The 25,185-nt window shown below is 61.1% G+C and carries 20 protein-coding genes; 10 read left to right on the forward strand and 10 right to left on the reverse strand.

The genetic code is table 11. The features are described 5' to 3' along the window. Positions 1-3: 3 nt before the first annotated feature. Both DLD99_RS28615 and DLD99_RS28620 read right to left on the reverse strand, forming a co-directional pair. Positions 4-282, reverse strand: coding sequence for a helix-turn-helix domain-containing protein (locus DLD99_RS28615; RefSeq protein WP_114886433.1), 279 nt, complete (start codon positions 280-282; stop codon positions 4-6). Continuing rightward, complete coding sequence (locus tag DLD99_RS28620) at positions 279-1,631, reverse strand: HipA domain-containing protein (RefSeq protein WP_114886821.1); 1,353 nt, start codon at positions 1,629-1,631, stop codon at positions 279-281. The genes DLD99_RS28615 and DLD99_RS28620 overlap by 4 nt, the downstream gene beginning before the upstream one ends. A 241-nt stretch (positions 1,632-1,872) precedes the next feature. On the opposite strand from DLD99_RS28620, the gene DLD99_RS28625 reads away from it, so the two are divergent. Both DLD99_RS28625 and DLD99_RS28630 read left to right on the forward strand, forming a co-directional pair. Further along, positions 1,873-4,830, forward strand: a complete 2,958-nt coding sequence (locus DLD99_RS28625; protein WP_114886436.1) for an autotransporter outer membrane beta-barrel domain-containing protein — start codon at positions 1,873-1,875, stop codon at positions 4,828-4,830. 594 nt (positions 4,831-5,424) lie between these two features. Continuing rightward, positions 5,425-6,498: an autotransporter outer membrane beta-barrel domain-containing protein gene (locus DLD99_RS28630; protein ID WP_244220765.1), complete on the forward strand. Its 1,074-nt coding sequence runs from the start codon at positions 5,425-5,427 to the stop codon at positions 6,496-6,498. Between the two features lie 104 nt (positions 6,499-6,602). Here DLD99_RS28630 and oadA read toward each other — a convergent pair whose 3' ends face one another. Then, entirely contained in the window at positions 6,603-8,411 is a 1,809-nt protein-coding gene (oadA, locus tag DLD99_RS28635; protein WP_085708795.1) for a sodium-extruding oxaloacetate decarboxylase subunit alpha, read from the reverse strand. An 11-nt stretch (positions 8,412-8,422) separates the two neighbouring features. Then, positions 8,423-9,838 (reverse strand): acetyl-CoA carboxylase biotin carboxylase subunit, encoded by a 1,416-nt coding sequence (locus DLD99_RS28640; protein ID WP_085708794.1) that lies wholly within the window; start codon positions 9,836-9,838, stop codon positions 8,423-8,425. 191 nt (positions 9,839-10,029) lie between these two features. Here DLD99_RS28640 and DLD99_RS28645 point away from each other — a divergent pair, with 191 nt between their 5' ends. Next, positions 10,030-10,992 (forward strand): LysR family transcriptional regulator, encoded by a 963-nt coding sequence (locus tag DLD99_RS28645; RefSeq protein WP_085708793.1) that lies wholly within the window; start codon positions 10,030-10,032, stop codon positions 10,990-10,992. Here DLD99_RS28645 and DLD99_RS28650 read toward each other — a convergent pair. The 3 genes from DLD99_RS28650 to DLD99_RS28660 all read right to left on the reverse strand — a co-directional run bounded on the left by DLD99_RS28650 (position 10,934) and on the right by DLD99_RS28660 (position 15,145). Next, positions 10,934-11,146 (reverse strand): PA3496 family putative envelope integrity protein, encoded by a 213-nt coding sequence (locus DLD99_RS28650; protein WP_085708792.1) that lies wholly within the window; start codon positions 11,144-11,146, stop codon positions 10,934-10,936. The two genes, DLD99_RS28645 and DLD99_RS28650, sit on opposite strands and share 59 nt — an antisense overlap. 108 nt (positions 11,147-11,254) lie before the next feature. Further along, entirely contained in the window at positions 11,255-12,121 is an 867-nt protein-coding gene (gene hexR / locus DLD99_RS28655) for a transcriptional regulator HexR (RefSeq protein ID WP_007954250.1), read from the reverse strand. A 150-nt stretch (positions 12,122-12,271) separates the two neighbouring features. After that, positions 12,272-15,145, reverse strand: coding sequence for a GGDEF domain-containing phosphodiesterase (locus DLD99_RS28660; protein WP_114886440.1), 2,874 nt, complete (start codon positions 15,143-15,145; stop codon positions 12,272-12,274). A gap of 259 nt (positions 15,146-15,404) precedes the next feature. On the opposite strand from DLD99_RS28660, the gene uvrD reads away from it, so the two are divergent. From uvrD to DLD99_RS28680, 4 genes are all read left to right on the forward strand, one after another. Continuing rightward, positions 15,405-17,588 carry a DNA helicase II gene (uvrD, locus tag DLD99_RS28665; RefSeq protein WP_114886442.1) on the forward strand — a complete coding sequence of 728 codons (2,184 nt, stop codon included), beginning with the start codon at positions 15,405-15,407 and terminating at the stop codon, positions 17,586-17,588. 141 nt (positions 17,589-17,729) lie between these two features. Further along, complete coding sequence (locus DLD99_RS28670; protein WP_016984014.1) at positions 17,730-18,170, forward strand: EamA family transporter; 441 nt, start codon at positions 17,730-17,732, stop codon at positions 18,168-18,170. A 175-nt stretch (positions 18,171-18,345) separates the two neighbouring features. After that, complete coding sequence (locus DLD99_RS28675; RefSeq protein ID WP_085708789.1) at positions 18,346-19,224, forward strand: Tim44 domain-containing protein; 879 nt, start codon at positions 18,346-18,348, stop codon at positions 19,222-19,224. A gap of 138 nt (positions 19,225-19,362) precedes the next feature. Then, positions 19,363-19,770 carry an SMI1/KNR4 family protein gene (locus tag DLD99_RS28680; protein ID WP_007995855.1) on the forward strand — a complete coding sequence of 136 codons (408 nt, stop codon included), beginning with the start codon at positions 19,363-19,365 and terminating at the stop codon, positions 19,768-19,770. A gap of 21 nt (positions 19,771-19,791) precedes the next feature. Here the strand turns inward: DLD99_RS28680 and DLD99_RS28685 are convergent, their stop codons facing one another. After that, positions 19,792-21,555 (reverse strand): cation:proton antiporter, encoded by a 1,764-nt coding sequence (locus DLD99_RS28685; protein ID WP_085708788.1) that lies wholly within the window; start codon positions 21,553-21,555, stop codon positions 19,792-19,794. A 283-nt stretch (positions 21,556-21,838) separates the two neighbouring features. Here DLD99_RS28685 and DLD99_RS28690 point away from each other — a divergent pair, with 283 nt between their 5' ends. Further along, positions 21,839-22,321, forward strand: a complete 483-nt coding sequence (locus DLD99_RS28690; protein ID WP_003229693.1) for an acyl-CoA thioesterase — start codon at positions 21,839-21,841, stop codon at positions 22,319-22,321. 102 nt (positions 22,322-22,423) lie between these two features. On the opposite strand, the gene pdxY is transcribed toward DLD99_RS28690, so the two are convergent. After that, the gene (pdxY, locus tag DLD99_RS28695; RefSeq protein WP_114886444.1) at positions 22,424-23,296 is read right to left on the reverse strand and encodes a pyridoxal kinase PdxY; all 873 of its coding nucleotides are present in this window, start codon (positions 23,294-23,296) and stop codon (positions 22,424-22,426) included. A gap of 117 nt (positions 23,297-23,413) precedes the next feature. Here pdxY and DLD99_RS28700 point away from each other — a divergent pair, with 117 nt between their 5' ends. Beyond that, on the forward strand, positions 23,414-23,827 hold the full coding sequence (locus DLD99_RS28700) for a DUF3301 domain-containing protein (protein WP_085708786.1): 414 nt from the start codon (positions 23,414-23,416) through the stop codon (positions 23,825-23,827). A 1-nt stretch (position 23,828) separates the two neighbouring features. Here DLD99_RS28700 and DLD99_RS28705 read toward each other — a convergent pair whose 3' ends face one another. Continuing rightward, positions 23,829-24,800, reverse strand: a complete 972-nt coding sequence (locus DLD99_RS28705) for a CobW family GTP-binding protein (protein ID WP_114886446.1) — start codon at positions 24,798-24,800, stop codon at positions 23,829-23,831. A 25-nt stretch (positions 24,801-24,825) separates the two neighbouring features. Here DLD99_RS28705 and DLD99_RS28710 point away from each other — a divergent pair, with 25 nt between their 5' ends. After that, positions 24,826-25,182, forward strand: coding sequence for an NADH:ubiquinone oxidoreductase (locus tag DLD99_RS28710; protein ID WP_114886448.1), 357 nt, complete (start codon positions 24,826-24,828; stop codon positions 25,180-25,182). Positions 25,183-25,185: the final 3 nt, after the last annotated feature.

A 25,185-nucleotide genomic window follows, 5' to 3' on the forward strand; every position in this document is an offset into this window, starting at 1 on the left:
GGTTCAGCTGTTATCGCGTCGAACCCGCACCACGCCCATCTTCAGCCCGAACGGGCGAAACACGGCGTTCAGCGATTTAAGCGTCTGATTGCCCTCGCCGTGTTCGATGTGCACCAGCGTACGTACCGAAATTTTGCACATCTTCGCGAACTGGGTCTGATGCAGCCCAGTCACCTCCACGCGCAAACGGCGAACGGCTTCACCAATTTCCACTGTTCCTTGAGCCAGTGCTTCTTGAATGCTTTCAATGAGCACTGTGCGCTCGGCAACGGTCATGCTCATTTCAGATCCCACTCTTTCAAACGTTGCTCCAGGTTTTTCAGGTGAACGCCCGGATGATTCATTGTCCGGTCGGGTAAACCACTGGCACTCAAAATGTCCGGCAACTCGGCCAGGCACTGCGCGTCTTCACGCAAGCGCTCGAAAGATTCCGGTGCATCGGACATCGCTGCCAACGGGTCATCCGGATCGGAAATATCCGCCAATGCGCGGCAAACACCCCGCCAATCGACATCACCCGCCCTCTCCAGCTCTTTTGGCCATTTGGTCGTGCGAGTTACCCCTTCGTCATCCATGACCATGGGGGCCAGATCATAAATGGGGGCCAGACGATACGAGTCCATATCGCGAATGATTGCAGTGTTGCGACCGTGGTTGTCCGAGTTGCCAAGAATCTTGTTGATCAGGTCCCGACGCAAATAGTCTGCGACAAGTGCCGGAATCTCATCCGCTTGCCCCGCCTCGCGCCAGAGCCTGGCGAGCATGCGAATGACATCCATATGATTCATCGCGCTCCCTGGCGTCGTCACCTCGGCCAGCGAGTAGATCGACTCCACGGCAAAACGCTCTACACCACGGCCAGTCACCTGGCGATCAAACCGCTGCATCCACAAGCTGGGCTTGTTCGCTTCCTCTAACGCCAGACCTTCTGCTGCGACGGTTTCGATACCAAGGGCCTGAAGCGCCTGGTAGTAGTGGAATTCGCTGCGCAGAATGTCTTGATCGGTTTGGCTGCCTTTATTCCGGGCAAATTTCACAAACCAGTGCTGGCGGACGTTTTCATCGTCAAGCACAGCATCGGGGTACAGAAGTCCGGCACGATCCTCAGCCAGAAGAATCTTGGGAGCTTCACCTCCGGCCCCGGTCGCACCACCAATCGCAGCCCCCATTTCATAGGCGTATTCAAGAAACCGGTGGTCACGGCTGACAACATCCTGGCGTTGAAACCCGATGGGTTTGCGCTCGTCGACAGCCTCGGCTGATTCTTTTATCCGCATGTTGCCGATCGGAGCCGGAGTGCAGCGACCGAGCAGATAAAGATCGGCACTGATGTCTGCTGGTTTGTCTTGCCCCATACGTGCGAGGAGAAACCTCCTGGCGGCACCTGCCGGTGCAATGTCGTGCACGAATGCAGGCGTAATGGATCGCCGACCTTCCCAATCCAGGGGATACAACGCACTCACGGCTTTGGAAAATGGAGAGCCAATGGACTCAATGTTTTCGACCAGATACGCCGACTCATAGCCAAAGCTGCAACGGCTATCGAAGCCTTTCTCGGGCGAGTCGAAACTCAACACCATCGCGTCGTGCCATTTGCCGGAGTCGAATATCTGCAATGTCAGGTTGTGCATGCGGCTCTCACCTGCATTTAAATGCATCTCTGCGATCATTTAGTGAATCATAAGTGCAATATAGTGCATTTCATAAGATCAAGATGATCCTTTATCTGCAATAAAGTGCAGATATGGCAACAAAACTTCGAGATGGATGCAAAACAATGCAGACGTAGCCGAGTTCATCACAGACATCATTCTGTAAACCCCCTCCGCTATACAGAACGCCCTCACTTATAACTAAAAGGACGTTCTCACCATGCCGCTCCCGCCTCAGCGCCTGTCGCTCGCCACCGCCCTGTTGATCGCCACCAGTGCCGCCCACGGCAAAAATGTCGTGATCGACACCGCCACCACCGCGTCACAGACATTGGGCGGCAGCGACACCCTGACGATTTCTGCGCCGGGCAGCATCACCAACAGCGGCAAGACCGTAAGCCTCAAGGACAGCACCAGCGGTGCCGGCGTGATCATCGACAACGCCGGCAAGATCATCTCCACCGGCGGCCGGGCCATCGACAGCAGCGGCGATCTGACCCAGGCACGCAATTACGCGATCTACAACCGCAGCGGCGGACAAATTCTCGGCTCCAACGACGCGATTCGCATCGACAGCAACTTCGTCAGCGGCAGCCTGTTGATCGACAACAGCGGCACCATTCGCTCGACCACAGGCCAGGGGCTGGACCTGGATGCGTTGCGCAGCGACGGGGTCAAAACCACCATCATCAACCGCGCCGGCGGACTGATTCGCGGCGACGCCAGCGACGGCATGAAGACCGGCGCCAACGCGACCATCAGCAACTACGGTGAGATCTCCAGCGGCGACTCGCACAACGCCGACGAGAAGTTCGACGGCATCGATATCGACAGTGCAACCGGCGTCAACGTGACCAACTACGGCGTGATTTCCGGCGGACGCCACGGCATCACCACCGACCTCGGCGCGACGCTGGTCAACTACGGGCAGATCACCGGGCGCAACGGCTCCGGTTTCGGCTCGGACGGCGACGGCACGGTGATCAACCATGGCACCATCACCGGCGCGTATTCAGGTTTGCAGCCCAACGGCGACGGTGACGGCGTGGACATCGACAAGATCGCCCACATCGAAAACTACGGCACCATTCAGGGCGTGGGCGCGGGCGGCGTGGACAAGGGCGGTTTCGCCAACGGTAGTGAAGGCATAGCCCTGGGCGGCGGTTACATCCTCAACGCCAAAAGCGCGCTGATCAGCGGCGCCAACAGCGCGATTCTGGTGGACGACGGCAGCGGCGGTTCGGGGCTGGCAGCCACCACACTGGAGAACTACGGCACCATTCAAGGGCTCGACGGTTTCGGCGTGAGGTTCGTCGGCGAGTTCGCCGACAACGTGATCAACGGCGGCACCATCAGCGGCAGCAACGGGCTGGCGCTGGATCTGGGCGGCGGCAACGACAGCCTGACCCTGCGCAGCGGCAGCCGGTTTATCGGCGTGGTTGATGGCGGCAGCGGTTATGACCGCGTGGTGATGGACGACGCGGCGGGCGGCAGCTTCGGTGCCAGCCGCAATTTCGAGTGGCTGGAGGTCAAGCAAGGCGCCTGGACGCTCACCGGCAGCGGCGACTTCAGCGACGGCGGTGCCGTGCGCAACGGCGCAACCCTGATCAACCAGGGCGGTATCGCCGGCAACCTGACCGTAGACGCCGGTGGCGTGTATGCCGGCGGTGGTTCGGTGGGCAACCTCAACGTGAATGGTACGTTGCGCACTGACACCCGACTCGGTACCGCGACCATCGTGCACGACTTGAATATGGGCAGCGCATCCACCCTCGCCTACGGCGTCAATGCCGATGGCAGCAGCGCTCCCGTGCAGGTCGGCGGCACGGCCAACCTCAACGGTGCGACGCTCGCGGTCAATCCCGGCAGCGGCACCTATCCGTGGCAGAGCCAATACACGGTGTTGCAGGCTGCGCGGATCAACGGCACGTTCGGCACAGTCACCAGCGACTACGCCTTTCTCACCCCGACACTCGCTTACACGCCGACTCAGGTCGACCTGACCTACACCCGCAATGACGTGGCGTTCAATGAATACGCAGCCACCGGCAACGGCAGCAACGCCGCCAACAGCCTGGCCTCGATGGGCAAGAACAACGCGCTGTACAACGCCCTGCTCAACACCACTCAAAGCAGTGCAGGCGCAGCCATCGAGCAACTGGCCGGCGCCAGCAACGCCAACCTGACCAGCGCCACCCTCGGTGCCAGCAGCCAGGTGGGCAGCAGCATGCTCTCGGCGATGCAGCAGATGGGCGGCAGTCCCGGTCTGATGGTCGGCCTCGATCAGCGTGACACACCGATCCTCGCCGCCAACGGCGTACCCTCCGAAGCGCGAAACCTCAATGATCCGAACGCTCAAGGCCGGCTCTGGCTGCAAGCCATCGGCGGCTACGGCAAGCTCGATGGCGAACACGGCAACAGCAGTCTGGAGCAGCGCACCAAGGGCAGTGTGCTCGGTGCCGATTGGGCGCTGAATCCACAATGGCGACTGGGCGTGCTTGGCGGTTATTCGAAGACCGATCTGGACGCTACCGGTGTCGACGGCAATGTTGAAAGCTGGCATGCCGGGGTCTACGCCCAACACCAAAACGGCCCGATCGCCCTGCGCCTGGGCGCGGCTTACAGCGGTCATCAAGGCGAGAGCAAACGCACGGTCGCGTTCAATGGTTTCAGCGATCGGCCCAAAGGCGATTACGACGCCAACAGCCAGCAGGCCTTCGCCGAACTCGGCTACGCCATGGGCAGCGGCCGTTTAAGCGCCGAACCTTACGCCAACCTCGGTTACCAGCGTTATCACCGCGACCGCTATCAGGAAAAGGGCGGCGCGGCAGCCTTGCAGGTCGACAGCCAGACCCAGGACAACTTCAGCAGCACCGTCGGTCTTCGCCTGGCGCACCTGAACGCGCTGGAAAACGGCATGAGCCTGACCCCGCACATGGCAGCTGGCTGGAAACACACCTACGGCGATGTCAGCAGCTCGACCCGTCAGGCATTCGTCGTTGGCGGTACAGCGTTCAATGTTGATGGCAGCTCGCTGGATCGTGACAGCCTGGTGCTGGAAGCAGGGCTGGATCTGGGCGTTTCGGCGCGGCATACGCTGGGGCTGGGCTACAGCGGCGAGATTGGCAGCAACAATCGCAATCATGGGTTGATCGGGCAGTGGCAGATGAGTTTCTGAGGTTTCGCCAATCGATACTTCAGCGGGTGTTGTAGGCAAAGGCGTCTGATCGATCGGGTAATCGTGGCGAGTTCATGACTCGCCATTGATCGAGCTACAAAAGCAGGCGGTATCACCTGCGCCCGGTTCGGAATTGCCCGGCATCGGCGCACAGGCATCGACTTTTACAGTTTGGCCTCACCCTTCAAGAGGCCGAACTGAATGCCCATTCAATGCAAATACAAGCTCCAACACCTTGTCCTGGCGGTTGCACTGGCGGTCGGTTGCGTGGAATTTTCTCTGGCAGAGCAGTCGGAGCTCGACGCGCCCGTCATGGACGAAGTGAAACCCAAGCCACCGCGTAAGAAGAAAGAGAAACCTGCTCCGCCCAGCCTCGCTCCAGAGCCACTACTTGAAGAAAGTATCGCTCCGACGCCAGAACCATTTCCGGTCAGCACTGAGACTCCAGCGGCCCCCCTTCCTGCACCCGATGACATTCCCACCGAGAAAGTCGCCACGACAGAGAGCGGCAGCGCACTCGAAGAAAGCATCGAAAGACCAGCGCCCTTACCGGAACCGGTTCTGACCGAAACGTCCGCAGCTCAACAAACCCAAGTGATTGACCAGCCACCGTCAACGAATGCCTCTCCATCCGCCGGCAATGCAGCCATCGAGGCTGTGCTCGCTGCCGACGAAACCACCGCCGCCCTCGCCTACGATCAACTCGCTGGTGGCAGTAACGCCAACCTCGCCAAGGCAACCTTGAGCAGTGTCACGCCGGTCAGCGCCAGCCTGCTTTCTGCCATGCACCAACTCGACAATATCCACGACACCCAACGGGACACACCACGCCATGCGTCCGGTAATGCGGACACCGGCAGGGTCTGGCTGCAAGCCATCGGCCATGGCGGCAAACTGGATCGCGATGTGGAACCCATGCAGCACTCCACCAAAGGATTGCTGTTGGGTACGGACTGGCGCGTTACCGAGGAATGGCGCGTGGGCTTGATGGGGGGCACCTCCGACACGCGTATGGACAGCAAGGAGCTGGACGGCGATCTCGACAGTTGGCACGTCGGCGCCTACGCCTTGCGCCAGACCGGCCCGCTGTCACTTCGGTTAGGCGCAGCCTGGAGCAACCATGAAGGCAGTACCCGCCGCGAAGTCGCGTTCGGCCGCTTCCATGACCGGCTCAAAGGCAACTACCACGCCAGCACCCGGCAAGTGTTCATCGAGTCGGGGTACAACCTTGGTAGGGCCAGCGTCAGCATCGAGCCATTTGCCGGAATCGGCTACGAGCGCTACCAGCGTGACGGCTACACCGAGAAAGGCGGGGATGCAGCGCTCAAGGTTCATGCTCAATCCCAGGGCAACTTCAACACCACTGTCGGCTTGCGCATGGCGAAAGTCAGCACGCTGGATAACGGCATGCGCCTCACGCCACGATTCAGCGCGGGGTGGAAACACATTTACGGCGAAACCTACACCAGCACCCGCCAACGGCTGGCCAAGGGCGGCCACGACTACACCGTTTACGGTGCCGAACTGGATCGAAACAGCCTGAAACTCGACACCGGGCTGGATCTGGCTATCTCGAACAGCCACACATTGGGTGTTGGTCTGGCCGGGGAGATCGGCTCGGACAGCCGCAACCATGGCGTATCGGGTCAGTGGCGAATGGCGTTCTGAGTCCGGACGGGTTGCTGCCGCACGTTGCGGCAGCACTTTGAAAGCAAAAAAAAGGGGAGCACATGCCCCCCCGAGGTTTAAAGCGTTGTATCGAGGCCGTTATCTCAGCCTTCGATCTCGATCAGGATTTCGCCCGGGTTCACCCGGTCGCCCTTGGCAACGTGGATGGCGGTGACCTTGCCGGCAACGGCAGCCTGGACTTCGGTTTCCATCTTCATCGCTTCGGTGATCAGCACAGCCTGGCCAGCCTTGACGGTGTCGCCCTCCTTGACCAGCACATCGACGATGTTGCCCGGCATGGTGGTGCTGACGTGGCCCGGAGCCGAAGCCTGCTTGCGCTTGCTGCTTCCGCCACCGACGAATTCGTTGAGCGGCTCGAACACCACTTCTTCCGGCATGCCGTCGATGGACAGGTAGAAGTGACGCTTGCCTTCGGCCTTGACGCCGACACCGGTGATGTCCACGCGGTAGGTTTCGCCGTGAACGTCGATGACGAACTCGGTCGGTACGCCTTCGCCGCCGGCCGAAGCCACCTTGCCCGCTTCCGGGATCGGCAGCAGCACTTCCGGGGTGAGGGTGCCGGCGGCACGCTCTTCGAGGAACTTGCGACCGATGTCCGGGAACATGGCGAAGGTCAGCACGTCTTCTTCAGACTTGGCCAACGCGCCGATGTCGGCACGCAGCTTGGTCATTTCCGGCTTGAGCAGGTCGGCCGGGCGGACATCGATGACTTCTTCGCTACCGATGGCCTGGCGACGCAGCTTCTCGTTCACGGTGCCCGGCGCCTTGCCGTAGCCACCTTGCAGGTAGAGCTTCACCTCGTTGGTGATGGTCTTGTAACGCTCGCCAGCCAGCACGTTGAAGAACGCCTGAGTGCCGACAATCTGCGATGTCGGGGTTACCAGCGGCGGGAAGCCGAGGTCTTCGCGCACGCGCGGGATTTCCGCCAGCACTTCGTTCATGCGATTCAGAGCGCCCTGCTCTTTCAACTGGTTGGCCAGGTTGGAAATCATCCCGCCCGGTACCTGGTTGACTTGAACGCGGGTGTCGACGGCGGTGAATTCGCTTTCGAACTGGTGGTACTTCTTGCGCACGGCGTAGAAGTACAGGCCGATTTCCTGCAACAGCTCCAGGTTCAGACCGGTGTCGAACTCACTGCCCTTGAGAGCTGCAACCATCGACTCGGTGCCCGGATGGCTGGTGCCCCAAGCGAAGCTGGAGATGGCGGTATCGATATGGTCGGCACCGTTCTCGATGGCCTTCAACTGGCACATCGCGGCCAGACCGGCGGTGTCGTGGGAGTGGATGAACACCGGCAGCGATTGCTCGGCTTTCAATGCTTTGACCAGCTCGCCCGTCGCATACGGGGTCAGCAGGCCGGCCATGTCCTTGATCGCCACCGAGTCGCAACCCATGGCTTCCATTTGTTTGGCCTGGGCCACGAATGCGTCAATGGTGTGCACCGGGCTGGTGGTGTAGGCGATGGTGCCCTGGGCATGTTTGCCGGCAGCCTTTACCGCTTCGATGGCCACACGCAGGTTACGCACGTCGTTCATCGCGTCGAAGATACGGAACACGTCGATGCCGTTGACCGCAGCCTTGGCGACGAACGCCTTGACCACGTCATCGCTGTAGTGGCGATAGCCCAGCAGGTTCTGCCCGCGCAGGAGCATTTGCAGACGGGTGTTGGGCAGCGCAGCGCGCAGTTGGCGCAGGCGCTCCCACGGGTCTTCTTTCAGGAAGCGTACGCAGGCGTCGAACGTCGCGCCGCCCCAGACTTCCAGCGACCAGTAGCCGACCTTGTCCAGCTTGTCGCAGATCGGCAGCATGTCTTCGGTGCGCATGCGGGTGGCGAGCAGCGATTGGTGGGCATCGCGCAGGATGGTGTCGGTTACGAAAATCTTTTTAGTCATTGTTCTATTCCTCACAGGCCTGCGTGGGCGGCAATGGCGGCGGCGATGGCCAGGGCCAGCTCTTCGGGTTTGCGCTTGATCGAGTAGTTGGTCAGTTCAGGGTGGCTTTCAACGAAGCTGGTATTGAACTGGCCGCTACGGAATTCCGGGTTGCGCAGGATTTCCTGGTAATACGCGGCGGTGGTCTTCACACCTTGCAGACGCATGTCGTCGAGGGCGCGCAGACCACGGTCCATCGCCTCTTCCCAGGTCAGTGCCCATACCACCAGTTTCAGGCACATCGAGTCGTAGAACGGTGGAATGGTGTAGCCGGTGTAGATCGCCGTGTCGGTGCGCACGCCCGGGCCGCCGGGAGCGTAGTAACGGGTGATCTTGCCGAAGCTCGGCAGGAAGTTGTTTTTCGGGTCTTCGGCGTTGATCCGGAATTGCAGGGCAAAACCGCGATGCTGGATGTCTTCCTGCTTCACAGACAGCGGCAGGCCGGAGGCGATGCGGATCTGTTCGCGGACGATGTCGATCCCGGTGATTTCTTCGGTGATGGTGTGTTCCACCTGCACCCGGGTGTTCATCTCCATGAAGTACACCTCGCCCTCGGCGAGCAGGAACTCCACGGTGCCGGCGTTTTCGTAACCCACGGCCTTGGCCGCGCGCACCGACAGGTCGCCGATGTAGGCGCGCTGTTCCGGGGTCAGCTGCGGGCTCGGGGCGATTTCGATCAGCTTCTGGTTGCGGCGCTGGATCGAGCAGTCACGCTCGAACAGGTGCACCACATTGCCGAAGCTGTCGCCGAGAATCTGCGCTTCGATGTGCTTTGGATTGACGATGCATTTTTCCAGGAACACTTCCGCCGAACCGAAAGCCTTGGTGGCTTCGGAAATGACCCGGGGGAAATTCTGTTCGAGTTCTTCGCGGCTGTTGCAGCGACGGATACCGCGACCGCCACCACCGGAGGTGGCCTTGAGCATCACCGGGTAACCGATGCGGTCGCCCTCGCTCAACGCTTCTTCAATACCCGAGACGTTGCCTTCAGTGCCCGGCGTGACCGGCACACCGGCCTTGATCATGCTGCGGCGCGCTTCGGTCTTGTCGCCCATGCGGCGGATGACTTCCGCCGACGGACCGATGAATTTGATCCCGCGTTCGGCGCAGATCTCTGCCAGTTCGGCGTTCTCCGAAAGGAAACCGTAGCCGGGATGGAGTGCATCGCAACCGGTTTCCACCGCCAGGTTCACCAGCTTGCGCGGGTTGAGGTAACCGGCCAGCGGCTCGGCACCAATGCTGTGGGCCTCGTCCGCACGCTTCACATGCAAGGCATGGCGGTCGGCGTCGGAAAAAATCGCAACCGAGCGAATGCCCATCTCGGCGCAGGCACGCACGATTCGTACGGCAATCTCACCACGGTTGGCGATCAGGATCTTTGTTATCACTTGGAGGTTCCCTTGAGCCGGTGGTACCCACGACCTGCTAGACCCAGGTCGACGCGTGACCAAATGTTTCAATCTGGTCGCGGCTTCACACTAGCGCTCACAAGGGATTAACAAAAATGAATAAAAATTGGGTCAGGCATAAGTAAAGACTTATAGTCGTTGCACCAGCCAGCGGCCAGAGTCGGTAGAAAATGCGTAAGTCCTTGATGCGTATGACATTGCGTCAATTGCAGATCTTCAATGAAGTGTGTGATTTACGTTCCTACAGCCGCGCAGCCGAGGAAATGTCTCTCACACAACCGGCCGTCAGCCTACAGATTCGTCAGCTTGAAGAGCTGATCGGGCAGCCGCTGTTCGATTACGTCGGCAAAAAACTCTACATGACCGAGGCCGCCGAAGCACTCCAGCGTGCCAGTCGCGACATCTTTGGCCGCCTTGAAAACCTCGACATGCAGCTGTCGGACATGCAGGGCTCGCTGCAGGGCCAGTTGAAACTGGCGGTGGAATCCAGCGCCAAATACTTCGTGCCGCACTTGTTTGCAGCCTTCAAGCGCCAGCATCCGGAAGTGAATCTGCAACTGACGGTGGTCAACCGCGGCCAGGTAATTCGCCGGCTCTCGGACAACCGCGACGACCTGGTGATCATGTCGATGGTCCCCCAGGACATGGGCCTGGAGTTCCTCCCCTTCCTCAACAACCCGATCGTGGCAACCGCCCGACCGGACCATCCGCTGGCACACATGGGCCCGCTGCGCCTGCAGGACCTTGAGCCTTACACACTGCTGATTCGCGAGCCCGGCTCGGGAACGCGACTGGCCTGTGAAGAGTATTTCAAAGAGAAACGCGTGCACTTCACGCAGACTCAAGAAGTGGCGTCGGCTGAAGCTCAGCGCGAATGCGTTTTGGCGGGTCTGGGCGTAGCACTGTTGACGCGCCACGCCCTGAACCTGGAGCTGGCGACCGGCGGCCTGGTGGAGCTGCCGGTCGAAGAGTTGCCGCTGTTTCGCAGCTGGTGCCTGGTGCAGGCCAAAGCCAAACGCCTGTCACCGGTGGCGCACGCCTTCCTGGCGTTTATCCGCAGCGAACGGGTGCAGATCAGCGCGCTGGTTGAGCGCTTCGACGGGAAGCTGCGGGAGCTGCCTGCCAGTAGTTGAGTTCGATATCCTCGGGAAAATCGCTGATTTCGGTCTGAAGCTGACGAAGTTCGAAGCGATCTTCGATGGCGCGGCGGAATTCCATGCGGCGCTGGTCTTCCTGCTGACGACGGGTTTTCGCGGCGCTGTTGCGTTCTTCGTAAGGCTGAGCCATTTCGAGTCTCCCAAGGCGAGTACGGGAGTTTCACGATAGGCGCGGGCGATGACGGTTTGGCTTCGCCGGGGTTACAGGCAGATGAAGATTGCCTTCACCCCATGACTTTCAGTCATCCAGCGCTTTCACCGACTTGGGCGACAGCCGCAAGCTGCGCAGACTGCGCTTGACGCTCTTGAGGTGGTTGACCAGGCTCGGCCCGCGCGCCATGGCCACGCCCATGGCCAGCACGTCGATCACCACCAGGTGGGCGATGCGCGAGGTCAGCGGCGTGTAGATTTCGGTGTCTTCGTGCACGTCGATCGCCAGGTTGACGGTCGACAGCTCGGCCAAAGGCGTCTGGCTCGGGCACAAGGTGATCAGCGACGCACCGCTCTCGCGGACCAGGTTGGCAGTGATCAGCAAGTCCTTGGAGCGACCGGACTGGGAAATGCAGATCGCCACGTCGGTCGGCTTCAGGGTCACCGCCGACATCGCCTGCATGTGCGGGTCGGAATAGGCCGCCGCCGTCAGCAGCAGACGGAAGAACTTGTGCTGCGCATCCGCTGCCACAGCGCCCGAGGCGCCAAAACCGTAGAACTCGACTCGCTGGGCCTGGGACATCAGCGTCACCGCTCGCTGCAACTCCAGCGGATCGAGCTTCTCGCGAACCTCCATCAGGGTGTGCAGGGTGGTGTCGAAAATCTTCAGACTGTAGTCGGCGACCGAGTCGTCTTCATGGATCGCGAACTGACCGAAACTGGCGCCGGCCGCGAGGCTCTGCGCGAGCTTGAGTTTCAGATCCTGAAAACCGGAACAGCCGATGGCACGGCAGAAGCGCACGATGGTCGGCTCGCTGATGCCGACGCTGTGGGCCAGATCGGCCATGGAACTGTGCATCACTGCCGCAGGGTCAAGCAGCACGTGGTCGGCGACCTTGAGCTCCGACTTGCGTAACAGGTGACGTGACTGGGCGATGTGTTGCAGCAGATTCAAGGGGCTGGACTCTTGTTATGGAAAGATGTGCTTTGGCCAGATGCCGGGGATGTAGCAAGCTTGTAGTTATACTACATGAATTGGCTTTTTGCCTGCTCAATGCGTAACTGGATCGCCCCGGATCAGGCGACATGCACTGCATGTAGCCCTTTACCGGGGATTTTCCTGCTGGCCCAGCAAGCCAGCCAGACCGGCAGCCTCCACCGGACGGCTGATCAGATACCCCTGCACCTCGTCGCAACCCTCGGCCTTCAGGAACTCAAGCTGCTCCGGCCGCTCGACACCTTCGGCCACCACTTTCAAGGACAGGCCATGGGCCATGGCGATGATCGCGCGAGTGATCGCCGCATCTTCGCTGCCCTCCCCCAACCCACGAATGAACGCCTGATCGATCTTCACGTAATCCACCGGAATCCGCTTCAGATAACTCAGCGATGAATAACCGGTGCCGAAATCGTCGATCGCCAGTTTCACGCCCAAGTCCCGCAGTTGCTGGAAGGTGGCGATGATGTGTTCGACGCTGTCGAGCAACTGGCTTTCGGTCAGTTCCAGTTCGAGGTAGTGCGGCGCCAGCCCGGTTTCCTCCAGCACCTGGCGCACCAGACTGACCAGTTTGCCCTGACGCAACTGATGCACCGACAGGTTTACCGAAACCCGGATCGGTTCCAGCCCCTGCCGCTGCCATTCGCAGGCCTGCCAACAGGCCTGACGCAGCACGAATTCGCCGATCGGCCCGATCAGTCCCGTCTCTTCGGCCAGACCGATGAAATCCCCCGGCGGCACCCGGCCCATGGTCGGATGATCCCAGCGCACCAGCGCTTCCGCCGCGTTGAGACGGCCGGTCGCCAAACACAGTTTCGGTTGATAGAAGACGTTGAGCTGCTTGTCCTCGATGGCTTTGCGCAGCTGGTTTTCCAGTTGCAGACGTTCCAGTGTGCTGGCCTGCAGGCTGTCGGTGTAGAACTGGAAATTGTTGCCGCCCAGGTGTTTGGCATGTTGCATCGCCATGTTCGACTGGCTGACCAGCGCGGCAACCTCCCGGGCGTTGTCCGGCAACATGCTGATGCCCATCGAGGCGCTGACCACCAGCTCATGCCCTTCCACCGTCAGCGGCAGGCGCAGCTTGGCCGACAGCCGCGTGGCAACCCGCGCCAGACTCGACAGGTTGCCGTAGGCATCGAACAGCACCGCGAATTCGTCCCCGGACAACCGGGCGATGGTGTCAGCTTCCGGCAAGGCACTGACCAGCCGTCGAGACATCTTTTGCAGCAACTGGTCAGCGATTTCATGGCCCAGACTGTCGTTGAGCAGCTTGAAGCGATCCAGATTGATGTGCAGCAGCGCCAGACTCCGCCGTCCGCCCTGCCGTACACGCTGATGGGCTTCGTGCAATCGTTCGCGGAACAGCGAACGGTTGGCCAGACCGGTGAGTTCGTCGTAGTGCGTCAAATAACGCATACGCTCTTCGGATTCGCGTCTTGCCGACAGATCGGCGAAGAAGCCGACGATATGACTCACATTTCCCCGACCGTCGCGTACCGCATTCAATTGCAGCCACTGTGGATACAGCTCGCCGTTCTTGCGGGTTTCCACCAGTTCGCCCTGCCAACTGCCGTGCTGCTCCAGCGCGTGGCGGATCGCGACGTAATGCCGCCGGGCGTCACGACTGCACGGCAGTTCGACGACATTGCGCCCGAGCATGTCGTCGATGTCGTAACCGGTAACCCGGCTGAAGGCCTGATTGATGGCGATCAACGAATAGTTCGGGTCGAGAATCACGATGCCTTCGCTGGCGGCCTCGAACACCGTCGCGGCCAATTGCTGCTGGGCCTCCAGGCTTTTGCCGACACTGATGTCGCGCCGGGTGCCCACCATGCGAATAACCCGCCCGCTGTCATCGCGCTCCACCGCGCGTCCCCGGTCTTCGATCCAGACCCAGTGACCGTCGCCATGGCGCACGCGGTATTCGATCTGATAATCCTCGGTGCGCCCCTTCAAGTGCTCGATCAACGCCCGTTTGAGCGGCGGTACATCTTCCGGGTGCAGCCGGGGCCGCAGGTGCCTGAGCAGCCCGGTGACGTATTCCGGATCCAGGCCGAACAGTTCCTGAATCTGCGTGTGGTGAACTTCGTCGGTCTGCAGGTTCCAGTCCCATAGCCCCAGTTCACTGGCCTTCAACGCCAGGGCCAGGCGCGCTTCGCTTTTGCTCAGGGCCTGGTTGGCAACGTCCAGTTCGCGGCTGCGCTGGGCCACCCGGTCCTCCAGTTCGACCTGGGCTTCGCGTAACTTCGCTTCGGCGCAGCGGCGCTGTTCGATTTCCTTCGCCAACGCCTGATTGAGCAGTTCGCTGCGAGATTGGGCTTGTTGCAAGTGTTCGATCAGGTGCTGGTTCTGGAAGCGCCGCAGCAAACCACGGTCGATCAATCGGTTGACCTGCCACGCCACCACACTCAGGGAACCGAGCAGGATCAACCCGAGCCAGCCCCAGCCACGCGCCAGTTCGTCACCACCCCAGAACAGATAACCGATGGCCGGCAACAGGCATGGCAAGGTAAAGGAAAGAAAGGCCGGAATGCTCACGGCGTAGGCCACGCTGGCCGACAGGGTTGCGGCGCCGATCAGGCCGAACACCCAGGCCTGCTGCATGAAATTGTCGGCCGGGACCAGGGCGATGCCGGCGCCGGCCAGGGTCAGGCCGGTCATGGTCGAACCGAGCAGGAACATCCGACCCCAGATCGGCTGGGCCTGGCGGTCGGGGATCGCCGAATCGAATGCCGCAACCTGAATCACCCGCAACGCCACCAGCGACAGCAGCCACACCAGCCAGACGCTGACCACGAAGTAACGCTGCGGACTCCAGAGCAGACCGGCGCAGACCAGACCATTGATCAACATGAACAGGGTGGGTAACAGCGAACCCTGGTATAGAAGGCGCGTGCGCTCGACCGCCATTTGGGTGGCGTAATGCTTGCGGATCACCCGGGGTTCCACAGAGGGGCCCGACAGGTCGAAGCTGAGGGTCATAGGCAACGTTCTTGTTCTTATAAGTGTGAGCATGCGCCCGGAAACGTGGACGGAGCATACACAAGCCCAACCACTTGCCAAACTGCTCCAGATCATAATTTCGCCGAAACTTTTCGACCTCCCGTCACCCGCAAGAGCCCCGACGCCAGGCGGGCCAACGCCTGTAGCCGGTGACCGACCGGTCGTCATCGGCAGCACTTTCATCGGCTAATGCAAAGCTCGGTTTGCCCGGGCCTGCGGCGCACCCTAGAATGCCCCGATGCGCGATGATCTCTCCCTTCTGCTGAACTCCCTCAACGATGCCCAACGCCAGGCCGTAGCGGCTCCCGTTGGTCGTCAATTGGTCCTGGCCGGTGCCGGCTCAGGCAAGACCCGAGTGCTGGTGCACCGTATCGCCTGGTTGATCCAGGTCGAAAACGCCTCGCCCCACTCGATCCTGTCGGTGACCTTCACCAACAAGGCCGCTGCCGAGATGCGTCACCGCATCGAGCAATTGCTGGGGATCAACCCGGCCGGCATGTGGGTCGGCACGTTCCACGGCCTGGCGCACCGCCTGTTGCGGGCGCACTGGCAGGAAGCAGGCTTGAGCCAGACCTTCCAGATTCTCGACAGCGATGACCAGCAACGTCTGGTTAAGCGGGTGATCCGCGAGCTGGGGCTGGACGAACAGCGCTGGCCGGCCCGTCAGGCCCAGTGGTTCATCAACGGGCAGAAAGACGAAGGTCTGCGTCCGCAGCACATTCAGGCCAGCGGCGATCTGTACCTGGCCACCATGCGCGGCATCTACGAGGCCTACGAGGCGGCCTGCCAGCGCGCCGGCGTCATCGATTTCTCCGAGCTGCTGCTGCGCGCCCTCGACCTGTGGCGCGACCATCCGGGCCTGCTGGCCCACTACCAGAAGCGTTTCCGCCACATTCTGGTGGACGAGTTCCAGGACACCAACGCCGTGCAGTACGCCTGGCTGCGCCTGCTGGGCAAGGGTGGCGACAGCCTGATGGTGGTCGGCGACGACGACCAGTCGATCTACGGCTGGCGCGGCGCGAAAATCGAGAACATTCACCAGTATTCTTCCGACTTCCCGGATTCCGAGACCATCCGTCTGGAGCAGAACTACCGCTCCACCGCCGGCATCCTGAAAGCCGCCAACGCCCTGATCGCCAACAACACCGGGCGTCTGGGCAAGGAGCTGTGGACCGACGGTGGCGACGGCGAAGCAATCAACCTGTACGCCGCGTTCAACGAACACGATGAAGCACGCTACGTTGTCGAAACCATCGAAAGCGCGCTGAAAACCGGCCTGGCCCGCAGCGATATCGCGATTCTCTACCGCTCCAACGCCCAATCCCGCGTTCTGGAAGAAGCCTTGCTGCGCGAGCGCATTCCCTACCGCATCTATGGTGGCCAACGCTTCTTCGAGCGGGCTGAAATCAAAAACGCCATGGCCTACCTGCGTTTGCTGGAAGGTCGCGGCAACGATGCGGCGCTGGAGCGGGTGATCAACGTTCCGGCTCGCGGCATCGGCGAAAAAACCGTCGAAGCCATCCGTGAACATGCGCGCCACAGCGATGTGTCGATGTGGGAAGCCATGCGCCAGCTGGTGGCCAACAAGGGCCTGACCGGTCGTGCGGCCGGCGCCCTCGGCGCGTTCATCGAGCTGATCGAGAACCTCGCCGCCAAGTGCGCCGAGATGCCGTTGCACCTGATGACCCAGACTGTCATCGAGCAATCCGGGCTGATCGCCTACCACGAAGCGGAAAAAGGCGAGAAAGGCCAGGCCCGGGTGGAAAACCTTGAGGAACTGGTCAGCGCCGCGCGCAACTTCGAGAACACCGAAGAAGACGAAGACCTGACACCGCTGGCGGCGTTCCTCGGCCACGCGTCGCTGGAGGCCGGTGACACTCAGGCTGATGAGCACGAAGACAGCATTCAGTTGATGACCCTGCACAGCGCCAAGGGCCTGGAATTCCCTTACGTGTTCCTGGTGGGCATGGAAGAAGGCCTGTTCCCGCACAAGATGAGCCTGGAAGAACCGGGACGTCTTGAAGAGGAGCGTCGTCTGGCTTACGTCGGCATCACCCGGGCGATGCAGAACCTGGTGATGACCTACGCTGAAACCCGACGCCTGTACGGCAGCGAAACCTACAACAAGGTGTCGCGATTCGTACGGGAAGTGCCGAAAGGCCTGATTCAGGAAGTGCGGCTGTCGAACAGCGTCAGCCGACCGTTCGGCGGCAACCAGTCGATGAGCGGCAGCAACCTGTTCAGCGGCAGCGAGATCCCGGATACCGGCCTGAGCCTCGGCCAGGCTGTGCGGCACTCGATCTTTGGCGACGGCGTGATCCTCAACTTCGAAGGCGCCGGGGCTCAGGCACGGGTGCAAGTGAACTTCAGTGAAGGCAGCAAGTGGCTGATGCTGGGTTACGCGAAGCTGGAAGCCATCTAAACGCCGGCTCTGCTGTTCTGTGGGAGCGAGCCTGCTCGCGAATTGGAGCGCCGCGTTTATCTGATAAACCACGGTGCAGCCATCGCGAGCAGGCTCGCTCCCACATGGATTCATGCAACCCTTACCGACAGGACAACATCCATGGGCTCTGGCTTCTTTTCCTCCTGGACATTCTGGGCCCTGCTCTCGGCCACCTTCGCCGCATTGACGGCAATCTTCGCCAAGGTCGGCATCGAAAACGTCAACTCCGACTTCGCCACCCTGCTGCGCACCATCGTGGTACTCGTCAGCCTGGCCTTGATTTTGTACGCCACGGGCCAATATCAGTCACTGGGATCGATCTCTGCCAAAAGCTATCTGTTCCTGCTGTTGTCGGGTCTGGGTACCGGGGCTTCGTGGCTGTGCTATTTCCGCGCCTTGAAAGTCGGGCCGGCCTCGCTGGTCGCTCCGGTGGACAAGCTCAGCGTGGTGTTGGTGGCGGTGCTCGGCGTGATTCTGCTGGGCGAAAAACTCGACCTGCGCCAGTGGGGCGGCATCGGTCTGATCACCGCGGGTGTGGTGATGTTGGCGTTTCGACGCTGATCCATTTCCCACTGAACCTACCTCCTTTTCCTACAGACAAAAGTACATGGCCTTATTGCCTCGACCGAGCTGAACGTAACCTGTCAGGCAAAAGCCCGAAACACTCTCTTGCTAGCCAGTGACACTTCAGCTGTGCAACATGGCGCGCGTGTCTCCACAAACGGGAATTCCCTTTATGAAACGTTTTCTTAGCATCGCCATGGCGTTGTGCATCGGCCTGACGATGAGCCTCGACGCCAACGCCAAGCGCTTTGGTGGTGGCAAAAGCGCCGGCGCTGCGCCGACGCACCAGACCAGCCAGATGGCTCCTTCTTCCCCAGGCATGGGCGGCGCGGCTGCGACCGCTGGTGCTGCCGGTGCCGCAGGCGCTGCTGCCAAGGCTGGCGGCGCTTCGAAATGGCTCGGCCCTCTGGCCGGCATCGCTGCCGGCGGCCTGCTGGCGTCCATGCTCATGGGCGGCGGCTTCCAGGGCATGCAGATCTTCGACATCCTGATCATGGCCGTGATCGCGTTCGTGATCTTCCGCTTCATCGCCGCTCGTCGCCGCAAACAGCAGGAGCAGTTCGCACCGGCCGGTGCGCCGATGCAGCGTGAAGTGTTCGAGCAGAAACCTGCCGCCATGGGTTCGATCTTCGGTGGCTCGGCTGCTCCGGCTGCCGCCCGTCCGGTGATCAACGCACCGGCCTGGTTCAACGAGCAGCGCTTCCTCGAAGCCGCCCGCAGCCACTTCCAGGCGCTGCAGCAGCACTGGGATGCCAACGAAATGGACAAGATCGCCGAGTTCGTGACTCCGCAAATGTTCGAGTTCCTCAAGCGCGAGCGCGCGGAACTGGGCGATGCGTTCCAGTCCACCTTCATCGAAAATCTCCAGGTACAACTGGACGGTGTGGATGACCGTGCGGACAAGACCATCGCCACCCTGACCTTCAACGGTGTGTCGAAGACCTCGCGTTTCGACCAGCAGGGCGAAGTGTTCAGCGAAAGCTGGAACATGGAACGTCCACAGGGCGACAACCAGCCTTGGCTGGTCGCCGGTATCCGCCAGAACGGCTGATCACCTCCGACGTTTTACCCGCAGCAATAAAAACCCCGGCCTCGGCCGGGGTTTTCTATTTCGCGGTTGCATCTATAGCGAGCTACTGTATAAACCGGCCCATATAAACCGCGCCATTCAAGCAAGAGGATCCCGGACGTGGAAGAAATCATCGAACAACTGCGCGAAGCCAACGAACCCGTGCCGGTTCCCCTGGAGTTGCCCGACGAAGACCAGTTGGTGGAAGTCGAAGAAGAACTCTTCATCAACATCCCGTTCGTCTTCAAAGAGTTTCTGCTGACCGTCAGCGACGTGGTTTACGGCAGCCTGGAGCCGGTGACCGTCACCGACCCGCAGTCCCACACCTACCTGCCGGATGTAGCCGCCAATGCCTGGGACGCCGGTGTGCCGCGCGACCTGATCCCGATCTGCCAGGACGGCGACAACTACTACTGCGTCGAAGAAGACGGCACCGTGGTGCTGTGGTCCGGCGAAGAAGAGCTGATCACCGAGGAGTCCTGGGAATCGGTCTGGCACTGGGCACGGGACGTCTGGCTGGAAAGCTGATCCGCCAGACGCCACGCCGGGTCAATGCCCCGACGATTCCTTGTGATTGTCGAGGGTCTCCAGCAAGGCCACCTGCATCCGCGTGTGCACCCGGATGAACCAGCGCCAGAGCAGCGCCGCCACGGCGGCCGCGACCACGGCGACCAGCACCAGCAACTTGTTGGTCGGCAGGATACTGGCCGACAAGGCTGCCAGCAGCAGGAAAATCACCAGCAGCGAGAGGATCGGGATCACTTCGGCGATCACCCGGCGCACTCGCTGTGTGTGACGCCCCGCCATCTCCGGCTTCACGCCCATCTCCGCCAGCAGCATCGACAGCGCCTTGAGCTTGCGATAGGCCGCGATCAGGAACGGCAGCGACAACAGCAACGCCCCACCCCAGATCAACGCCTTCTGCCAGCTCGGATCGCTGATCCAGTCCTGCAGCCACGTCGAGAGGCGCCCGGCAAAGAAAGCGCCGGCAAAGAAGATCGCAATCACCAGCGCCAGATTGACCCCGACCTGCAACAGAATTCGCCGGATCATCGACGCCAGCATCGCGCCCTCACCCTGCGGCTGAATACTGCGCAGCCATTCGCCATACATCCCGAACACCCGCCCGAGACGCTGCGGCATGGCGGCGGACAGCTTGATCGACAGTGGATCGGCGGCGCGGATCAGGTAAGGCGTCAGCAGCGTGGTAATCACCGAAACCGCCACGGCCACCGGATACAGGAAGTTACTGGTCACCTGCAGCGTCATCCCCAGCGCGGCGATGATGAAGGAGAACTCGCCGATCTGCGAAAGACCCATCCCGACCCGCAGTGAGGTGCGTCCGTCATTGCCGGCGATAAAGGCACCGAGGCCGCAGGACAACATCTTGCCCAGCACCACGGCGACGGTGATCACCGCAATCGGCCACGCGTATTGCAGAAGGATCATCGGATCGAGCATCAGGCCGATGGCGACGAAGAAGATCGCGCTGAACAGGTCGCGGACCGGCTCGATCAGGCGCTCGATCTTCAGCAATTGCCGCGACTCGGCCATGATCGCGCCGATCAGGAACGCGCCGAGCACCATGCTGTACTCAAGCTTGACCACCAGCAGGCAGAAGCCGAAGCACAGCCCGAGCACGGTGATCAGCAGCATCTCGTTGCTTTCGAACTTCGCCACATAGGCCAGCAATCGCGGTACCAGCAGAATGCCGATGACCAGCGCTACGATCATGAACAGCGAGAGTTTGCCGACTGTGGAGAACACTTCGCCGGAGCTGACCGTGCCGCTGACGGCGATGCTTGAAAGCAGCGCAATGATGCCGATGCCGAGAATGTCCTCGACGATCAGCACGCCGAAGATCAACTGGGCGAAGCGCTCGTTTTTCATCTTCAGATCGTTGAGCGCCTTGACGATGATGGTGGTCGAGGAAATCGCCAGGATTGCGCCGAGAAACAGCGAATCCATGGTGTTCCAGTCGAACCAGCGGCCGATTTCGTAGCCGATCCAGATCATCAGGATGATTTCCAGGAATGCCGCGATAAACGCCGTGGCTCCAACCTTGAACAGTTTGCGCAGGCTGAACTCCAGGCCCAGGCAGAACATCAGGAAAATCACCCCCAGCTCGGCGAGGGTCTTGATGGTTTCTTCGTCATGGATCAGGCCGAACGGCGGGGTGTGCGGGCCGATGATGAAGCCGGCAACGATGTATCCCAGCACAACCGGCTGCTTGAAACGGTGGAACAGCACGGTCACCACGCCTGCGACCAGCATGATCACTGCCAGATCCTGAATAAAGCTGATGGCATGCATGGCGTGGGCTCCTTGAATGACGATGCTCGCGGCAGTCGTCTGAAAACGTCTGGGCGAGCTGAGTAAAAATCCGCTTTAGGTGTAGGAATCGCCCTTGGGGTGGGCTTTTGCAGGGTAACACCGCGACTTCCGGCTGAAAGGCGGTGCAATATATGGAAACAGATCGATCCGGGCGTGACGGCGGCCAGCTGCCCGGCGTCCCGATAACGGTGGTTTTGAAAAGCGACCAGGCACCCGCAGAGGTGCTTCTTCCAGCAACCCTGCCTTGACCCGTGAGAACGTTATGGAACCCGGAAACGCCCAGCTGTCGATGACGGTACTGATGACCCCCGACATGGCCAACTTCTCTGGCAATGTCCACGGCGGCACCCTGCTCAAATACCTCGACGAAGTGGCCTACGCCTGCGCCAGCCGTTATGCCGGCCGCTACGTGGTGACCCTGTCGGTGGATCAGGTGATTTTCCGCGAGCCGATCCATGTCGGCGAACTGGTGACCTTCCTGGCGTCGGTCAACTACACCGGCAACACCTCGATGGAAGTCGGCATCAAAGTGGTGACCGAGAACATTCGCGAGCGCTCGGTGCGCCATACCAACAGCTGCTTCTTCACCATGGTTGCCGTGGATGATCAGCGCAAACCGGCCGCCGTGCCGCCACTGCAGCCGCAGAACAGCGAAGACAAACGCCGCTACATGCAGGCCCAGCAGCGCCGGCAGATTCGCCAGGAGCTGGAAAAACGCTATCAGGAAATAAAGGGCGACGCCTGAGACTTGTAGCGATCTGACGACCGCCATCGCGAGCAGGCTCGCTCCCACAGTTGATGTTTTCTCTGTGGGAGCGAGCCTGCTCGCGATTGAGGCCGACGCGTATCAGAGGCTGATCGGCGTGGCCTCGAACTTCACCCGCGGATGCGCAATCCGGTCCTGAGCCCGCACCAGCTGCAGCTCGTAACTGGCACACGCCTGGGTTTCCAGCAGCACCTCATGCACCGCCGCTGCGGTGAATTCAAACGCCGCCACCAGACTGTCGCCGAGCAGCACCCGCGCCAGGAACAGGCCGGACGTCAGATCGCCCACACCGACCGGCTGACGCGGAAACGCCAACAACGGGCGCCGCAAATGCCAACTGCCCTCGGCAGTCACCAGCAGCATCTCGAAGCCATCCGCCGGTTTCCCCGGGTAATCCAGATGCTTGACCAGCACCGCTTTCGGCCCGCGTGCCAGCAGCGCCCGCGCCATCGCCAGGCAATCGAACAGCGACTGCGGCTTGCGCCCCGAGAAGCTGTCCAGCTCGAGCTGGTTCGGGCACATGAAGTCAGCTACTGCTGCGGCTTCGTCGAGCAGGAAGTCACTGACTTCAGCCGGCACGCTGCAACCCTTCTCCGGATGCCCCATCACCGGGTCGCACAGGTACAGGGCTTTCGGATTGACCGCCTTGATCCGCTCGATGCCACTGAGAATCGCCCGGCCCTGCGCCGCACTACCGAGATACCCGGACAGCACCGCGTCGCAATTGCCCAGCTCACCGATGGCGGCGATGCCCTCGACCAGTTCCGGGATCCGCTGCGGCGCCAGCACTTCTCCGGCCCACTGGCCGTACTGAGTGTGGTTGGAGAACTGCACGGTGTTGAGCGGCCAGACGTTGACCCCGACCCGCTGCATCGGAAAAACCGCAGCGCTGTTGCCGGCATGGCCGAACACCACATGGGACTGGATGGCGAGCAGATGAGGCGTACGTTTCATTCGGGTTTTTCCGTAAAACGATTGAAATTCAAGCCGCGCAGTATGCGACGAAACGCAGTCTGTACGACAGACCGGCGACGCAGTTAAGCTGATGCCAACTTTTGGAGTTTCTTGTTGATGCTGACCCTGGAAAACATTTTCGTGCTGATGCTGTTCGCCGTTGCCGGCGCGTGGCTGTGGCACAACCATGGCCTGCGCGAGCGGGCGCTGGAACGGGTCAAGCAGCATTGCGTGAATGTCGGCGTCGAACTGCTCGACGGCAACGTGGCGCTGAAGAAGATCGGTCTCATCAAGGATGCCAGCGGGCGTCGGCGTCTGGCCCGGGTCTACAACTTCGAATTCACCGTGACCGGCGAAACCCGTCACAACGGCACCATCACCCAGTTCGGCCCCCACAGTGCGCAGATCGAACTGGCGCCCTACCCGGCACCGTTCGACGACACCCCGCCCGTGGTGGAGGTGGCCAGGCCGAGCGCGCAAGTCATCGAACTGAGCCAGTGGCGCCAGGAACACACCAAGTGGAAGCCTTGAGTCAGGTCGCTTGAATCCGACAACCGGCCAATCCTGCCTGCAACTCATCGATCGCCTGCGGCTGGTCGAAAATCAGCTCGATCCGCGAATCCTTGCGCCATTCGCTGGGTTGCCAGTCCGGTTTGGCGCTATCCAGGGCATTGGCTGATTCCCAGCCATCCTGGCTGTGGATAACCAGCTTCGCCCGGCGCCAGTTCAGGGATTCCAGCCACTGAGTGATGCGAGCCAGATCAAACGTCTGGCTTGGGTGCCAGCGCCAGCCGATGCTCCAGCCGCCCTCTTGCGCCTGACTCAGGCAGATCGGCGAAGCCGGATCGCTCCAGACGGCCGGCATCTGCGCCAGTCCTTTAGGCAAGATCAACTGATCCACACCCGTTTGCGCTTGCGCTGTCACACCCGGCAATTCGCTCAGGGGCAACGATGCCTGTTGCGTCCAGATCAGCCTGACGGACGGCAACTGGCGGGCGATCAGCTCACGCTCGGATTCATCGAGGCTTTCTGCCTTGTTCAACACCAGCAGACCGGCATTCGGGATCGCCTCTCGCTGCGCTGGCGGTAGCGTCTTGCCCGCCGCCAGTGCCTGGGCGTCCAGCACCAGAACGCAGGGCTGAACGGCGAGAACACCTTGCCATGGCGCCTCGCTCAGTTGTTGCAGCAACTGCGCCGGATGCCCCAATCCGGAGGGCTCGATGAACAGGCGATCCGGCTGAGCCTTGCGCAATAAACGTCCCAGCCCGATCTGAAACGGCGCACCGTTCACGCAACACAAACAGCCCCCGGCCACTTCGCCCAGTGCGATACCATCGGCGTCCCGGGTCAACAGGGCAGCGTCGAGGCCGATCTGGCCGAACTCGTTGATCAGTACCGCCCAGCGCTCACCGGCCGGTCGTTGCGCCATGAGCTGGCGGATCAGGCTGGTCTTGCCGGCACCCAAGGGGCCTGCGATGACGTGGGTAGGAATGTTCTGCAACATGATCAAGGTTTTCTGGAGGTCGAGAATGCGGTGGATGGGATGCTCGTTGCTGTTGGCATTGGTGTCGGGCGAAGCGCTGGCCCAGGCCTGCGTGGTGCACAGCCAGGCGGAACGCCTCGACGTGAAGGTCTGCCAGCAAAACCGCAACATCCCGGAGAAGCTGTTCAACGACGGCTTCTGCCAGCCCACGCTGGCAGGGCAAAAAGTCGATGTGCAATACGTCGATCAGTGCCCAACCGGGGCCTTTGGCGTGTGCAGCAACGCGCAAGTCGCCAATATGCCTTATCGCCAGGATATCCACTATTACGGCGTAGCCACCGATGCGGCGTATTTGAAGCCGTACTGCGAGAGCCAGAGCCAGGGCAACTGGCTCAAGCCTTGAGGC

This window comes from Pseudomonas kribbensis, assembly GCF_003352185.1.
In the GTDB taxonomy this organism is placed as follows: Bacteria; Pseudomonadota; Gammaproteobacteria; order Pseudomonadales; family Pseudomonadaceae; genus Aquipseudomonas; species Aquipseudomonas kribbensis.

Coding starts and splice junctions, on each gene's coding strand:
- DLD99_RS28615 (WP_114886433.1), bottom strand. CDS start 282: ATGAGCATGACCGTTGCCGAGCGCACAGTGCTCATTGAAAGCATTCAA.
- DLD99_RS28620 (WP_114886821.1), bottom strand. CDS start 1,631: ATGCACAACCTGACATTGCAGATATTCGACTCCGGCAAATGGCACGAC.
- DLD99_RS28625 (WP_114886436.1), top strand. CDS start 1,873: ATGCCGCTCCCGCCTCAGCGCCTGTCGCTCGCCACCGCCCTGTTGATC.
- oadA (WP_085708795.1), bottom strand. CDS start 8,411: ATGACTAAAAAGATTTTCGTAACCGACACCATCCTGCGCGATGCCCAC.
- DLD99_RS28645 (WP_085708793.1), top strand. CDS start 10,030: ATGCGTAAGTCCTTGATGCGTATGACATTGCGTCAATTGCAGATCTTC.
- DLD99_RS28650 (WP_085708792.1), bottom strand. CDS start 11,146: ATGGCTCAGCCTTACGAAGAACGCAACAGCGCCGCGAAAACCCGTCGT.
- DLD99_RS28660 (WP_114886440.1), bottom strand. CDS start 15,145: ATGACCCTCAGCTTCGACCTGTCGGGCCCCTCTGTGGAACCCCGGGTG.
- uvrD (WP_114886442.1), top strand. CDS start 15,405: ATGCGCGATGATCTCTCCCTTCTGCTGAACTCCCTCAACGATGCCCAA.
- DLD99_RS28670 (WP_016984014.1), top strand. CDS start 17,730: ATGGGCTCTGGCTTCTTTTCCTCCTGGACATTCTGGGCCCTGCTCTCG.
- DLD99_RS28675 (WP_085708789.1), top strand. CDS start 18,346: ATGAAACGTTTTCTTAGCATCGCCATGGCGTTGTGCATCGGCCTGACG.
- DLD99_RS28685 (WP_085708788.1), bottom strand. CDS start 21,555: ATGCATGCCATCAGCTTTATTCAGGATCTGGCAGTGATCATGCTGGTC.
- DLD99_RS28690 (WP_003229693.1), top strand. CDS start 21,839: ATGGAACCCGGAAACGCCCAGCTGTCGATGACGGTACTGATGACCCCC.
- pdxY (WP_114886444.1), bottom strand. CDS start 23,296: ATGAAACGTACGCCTCATCTGCTCGCCATCCAGTCCCATGTGGTGTTC.
- DLD99_RS28700 (WP_085708786.1), top strand. CDS start 23,414: ATGCTGACCCTGGAAAACATTTTCGTGCTGATGCTGTTCGCCGTTGCC.
- DLD99_RS28705 (WP_114886446.1), bottom strand. CDS start 24,800: ATGTTGCAGAACATTCCTACCCACGTCATCGCAGGCCCCTTGGGTGCC.
- DLD99_RS28710 (WP_114886448.1), top strand. CDS start 24,826: ATGCGGTGGATGGGATGCTCGTTGCTGTTGGCATTGGTGTCGGGCGAA.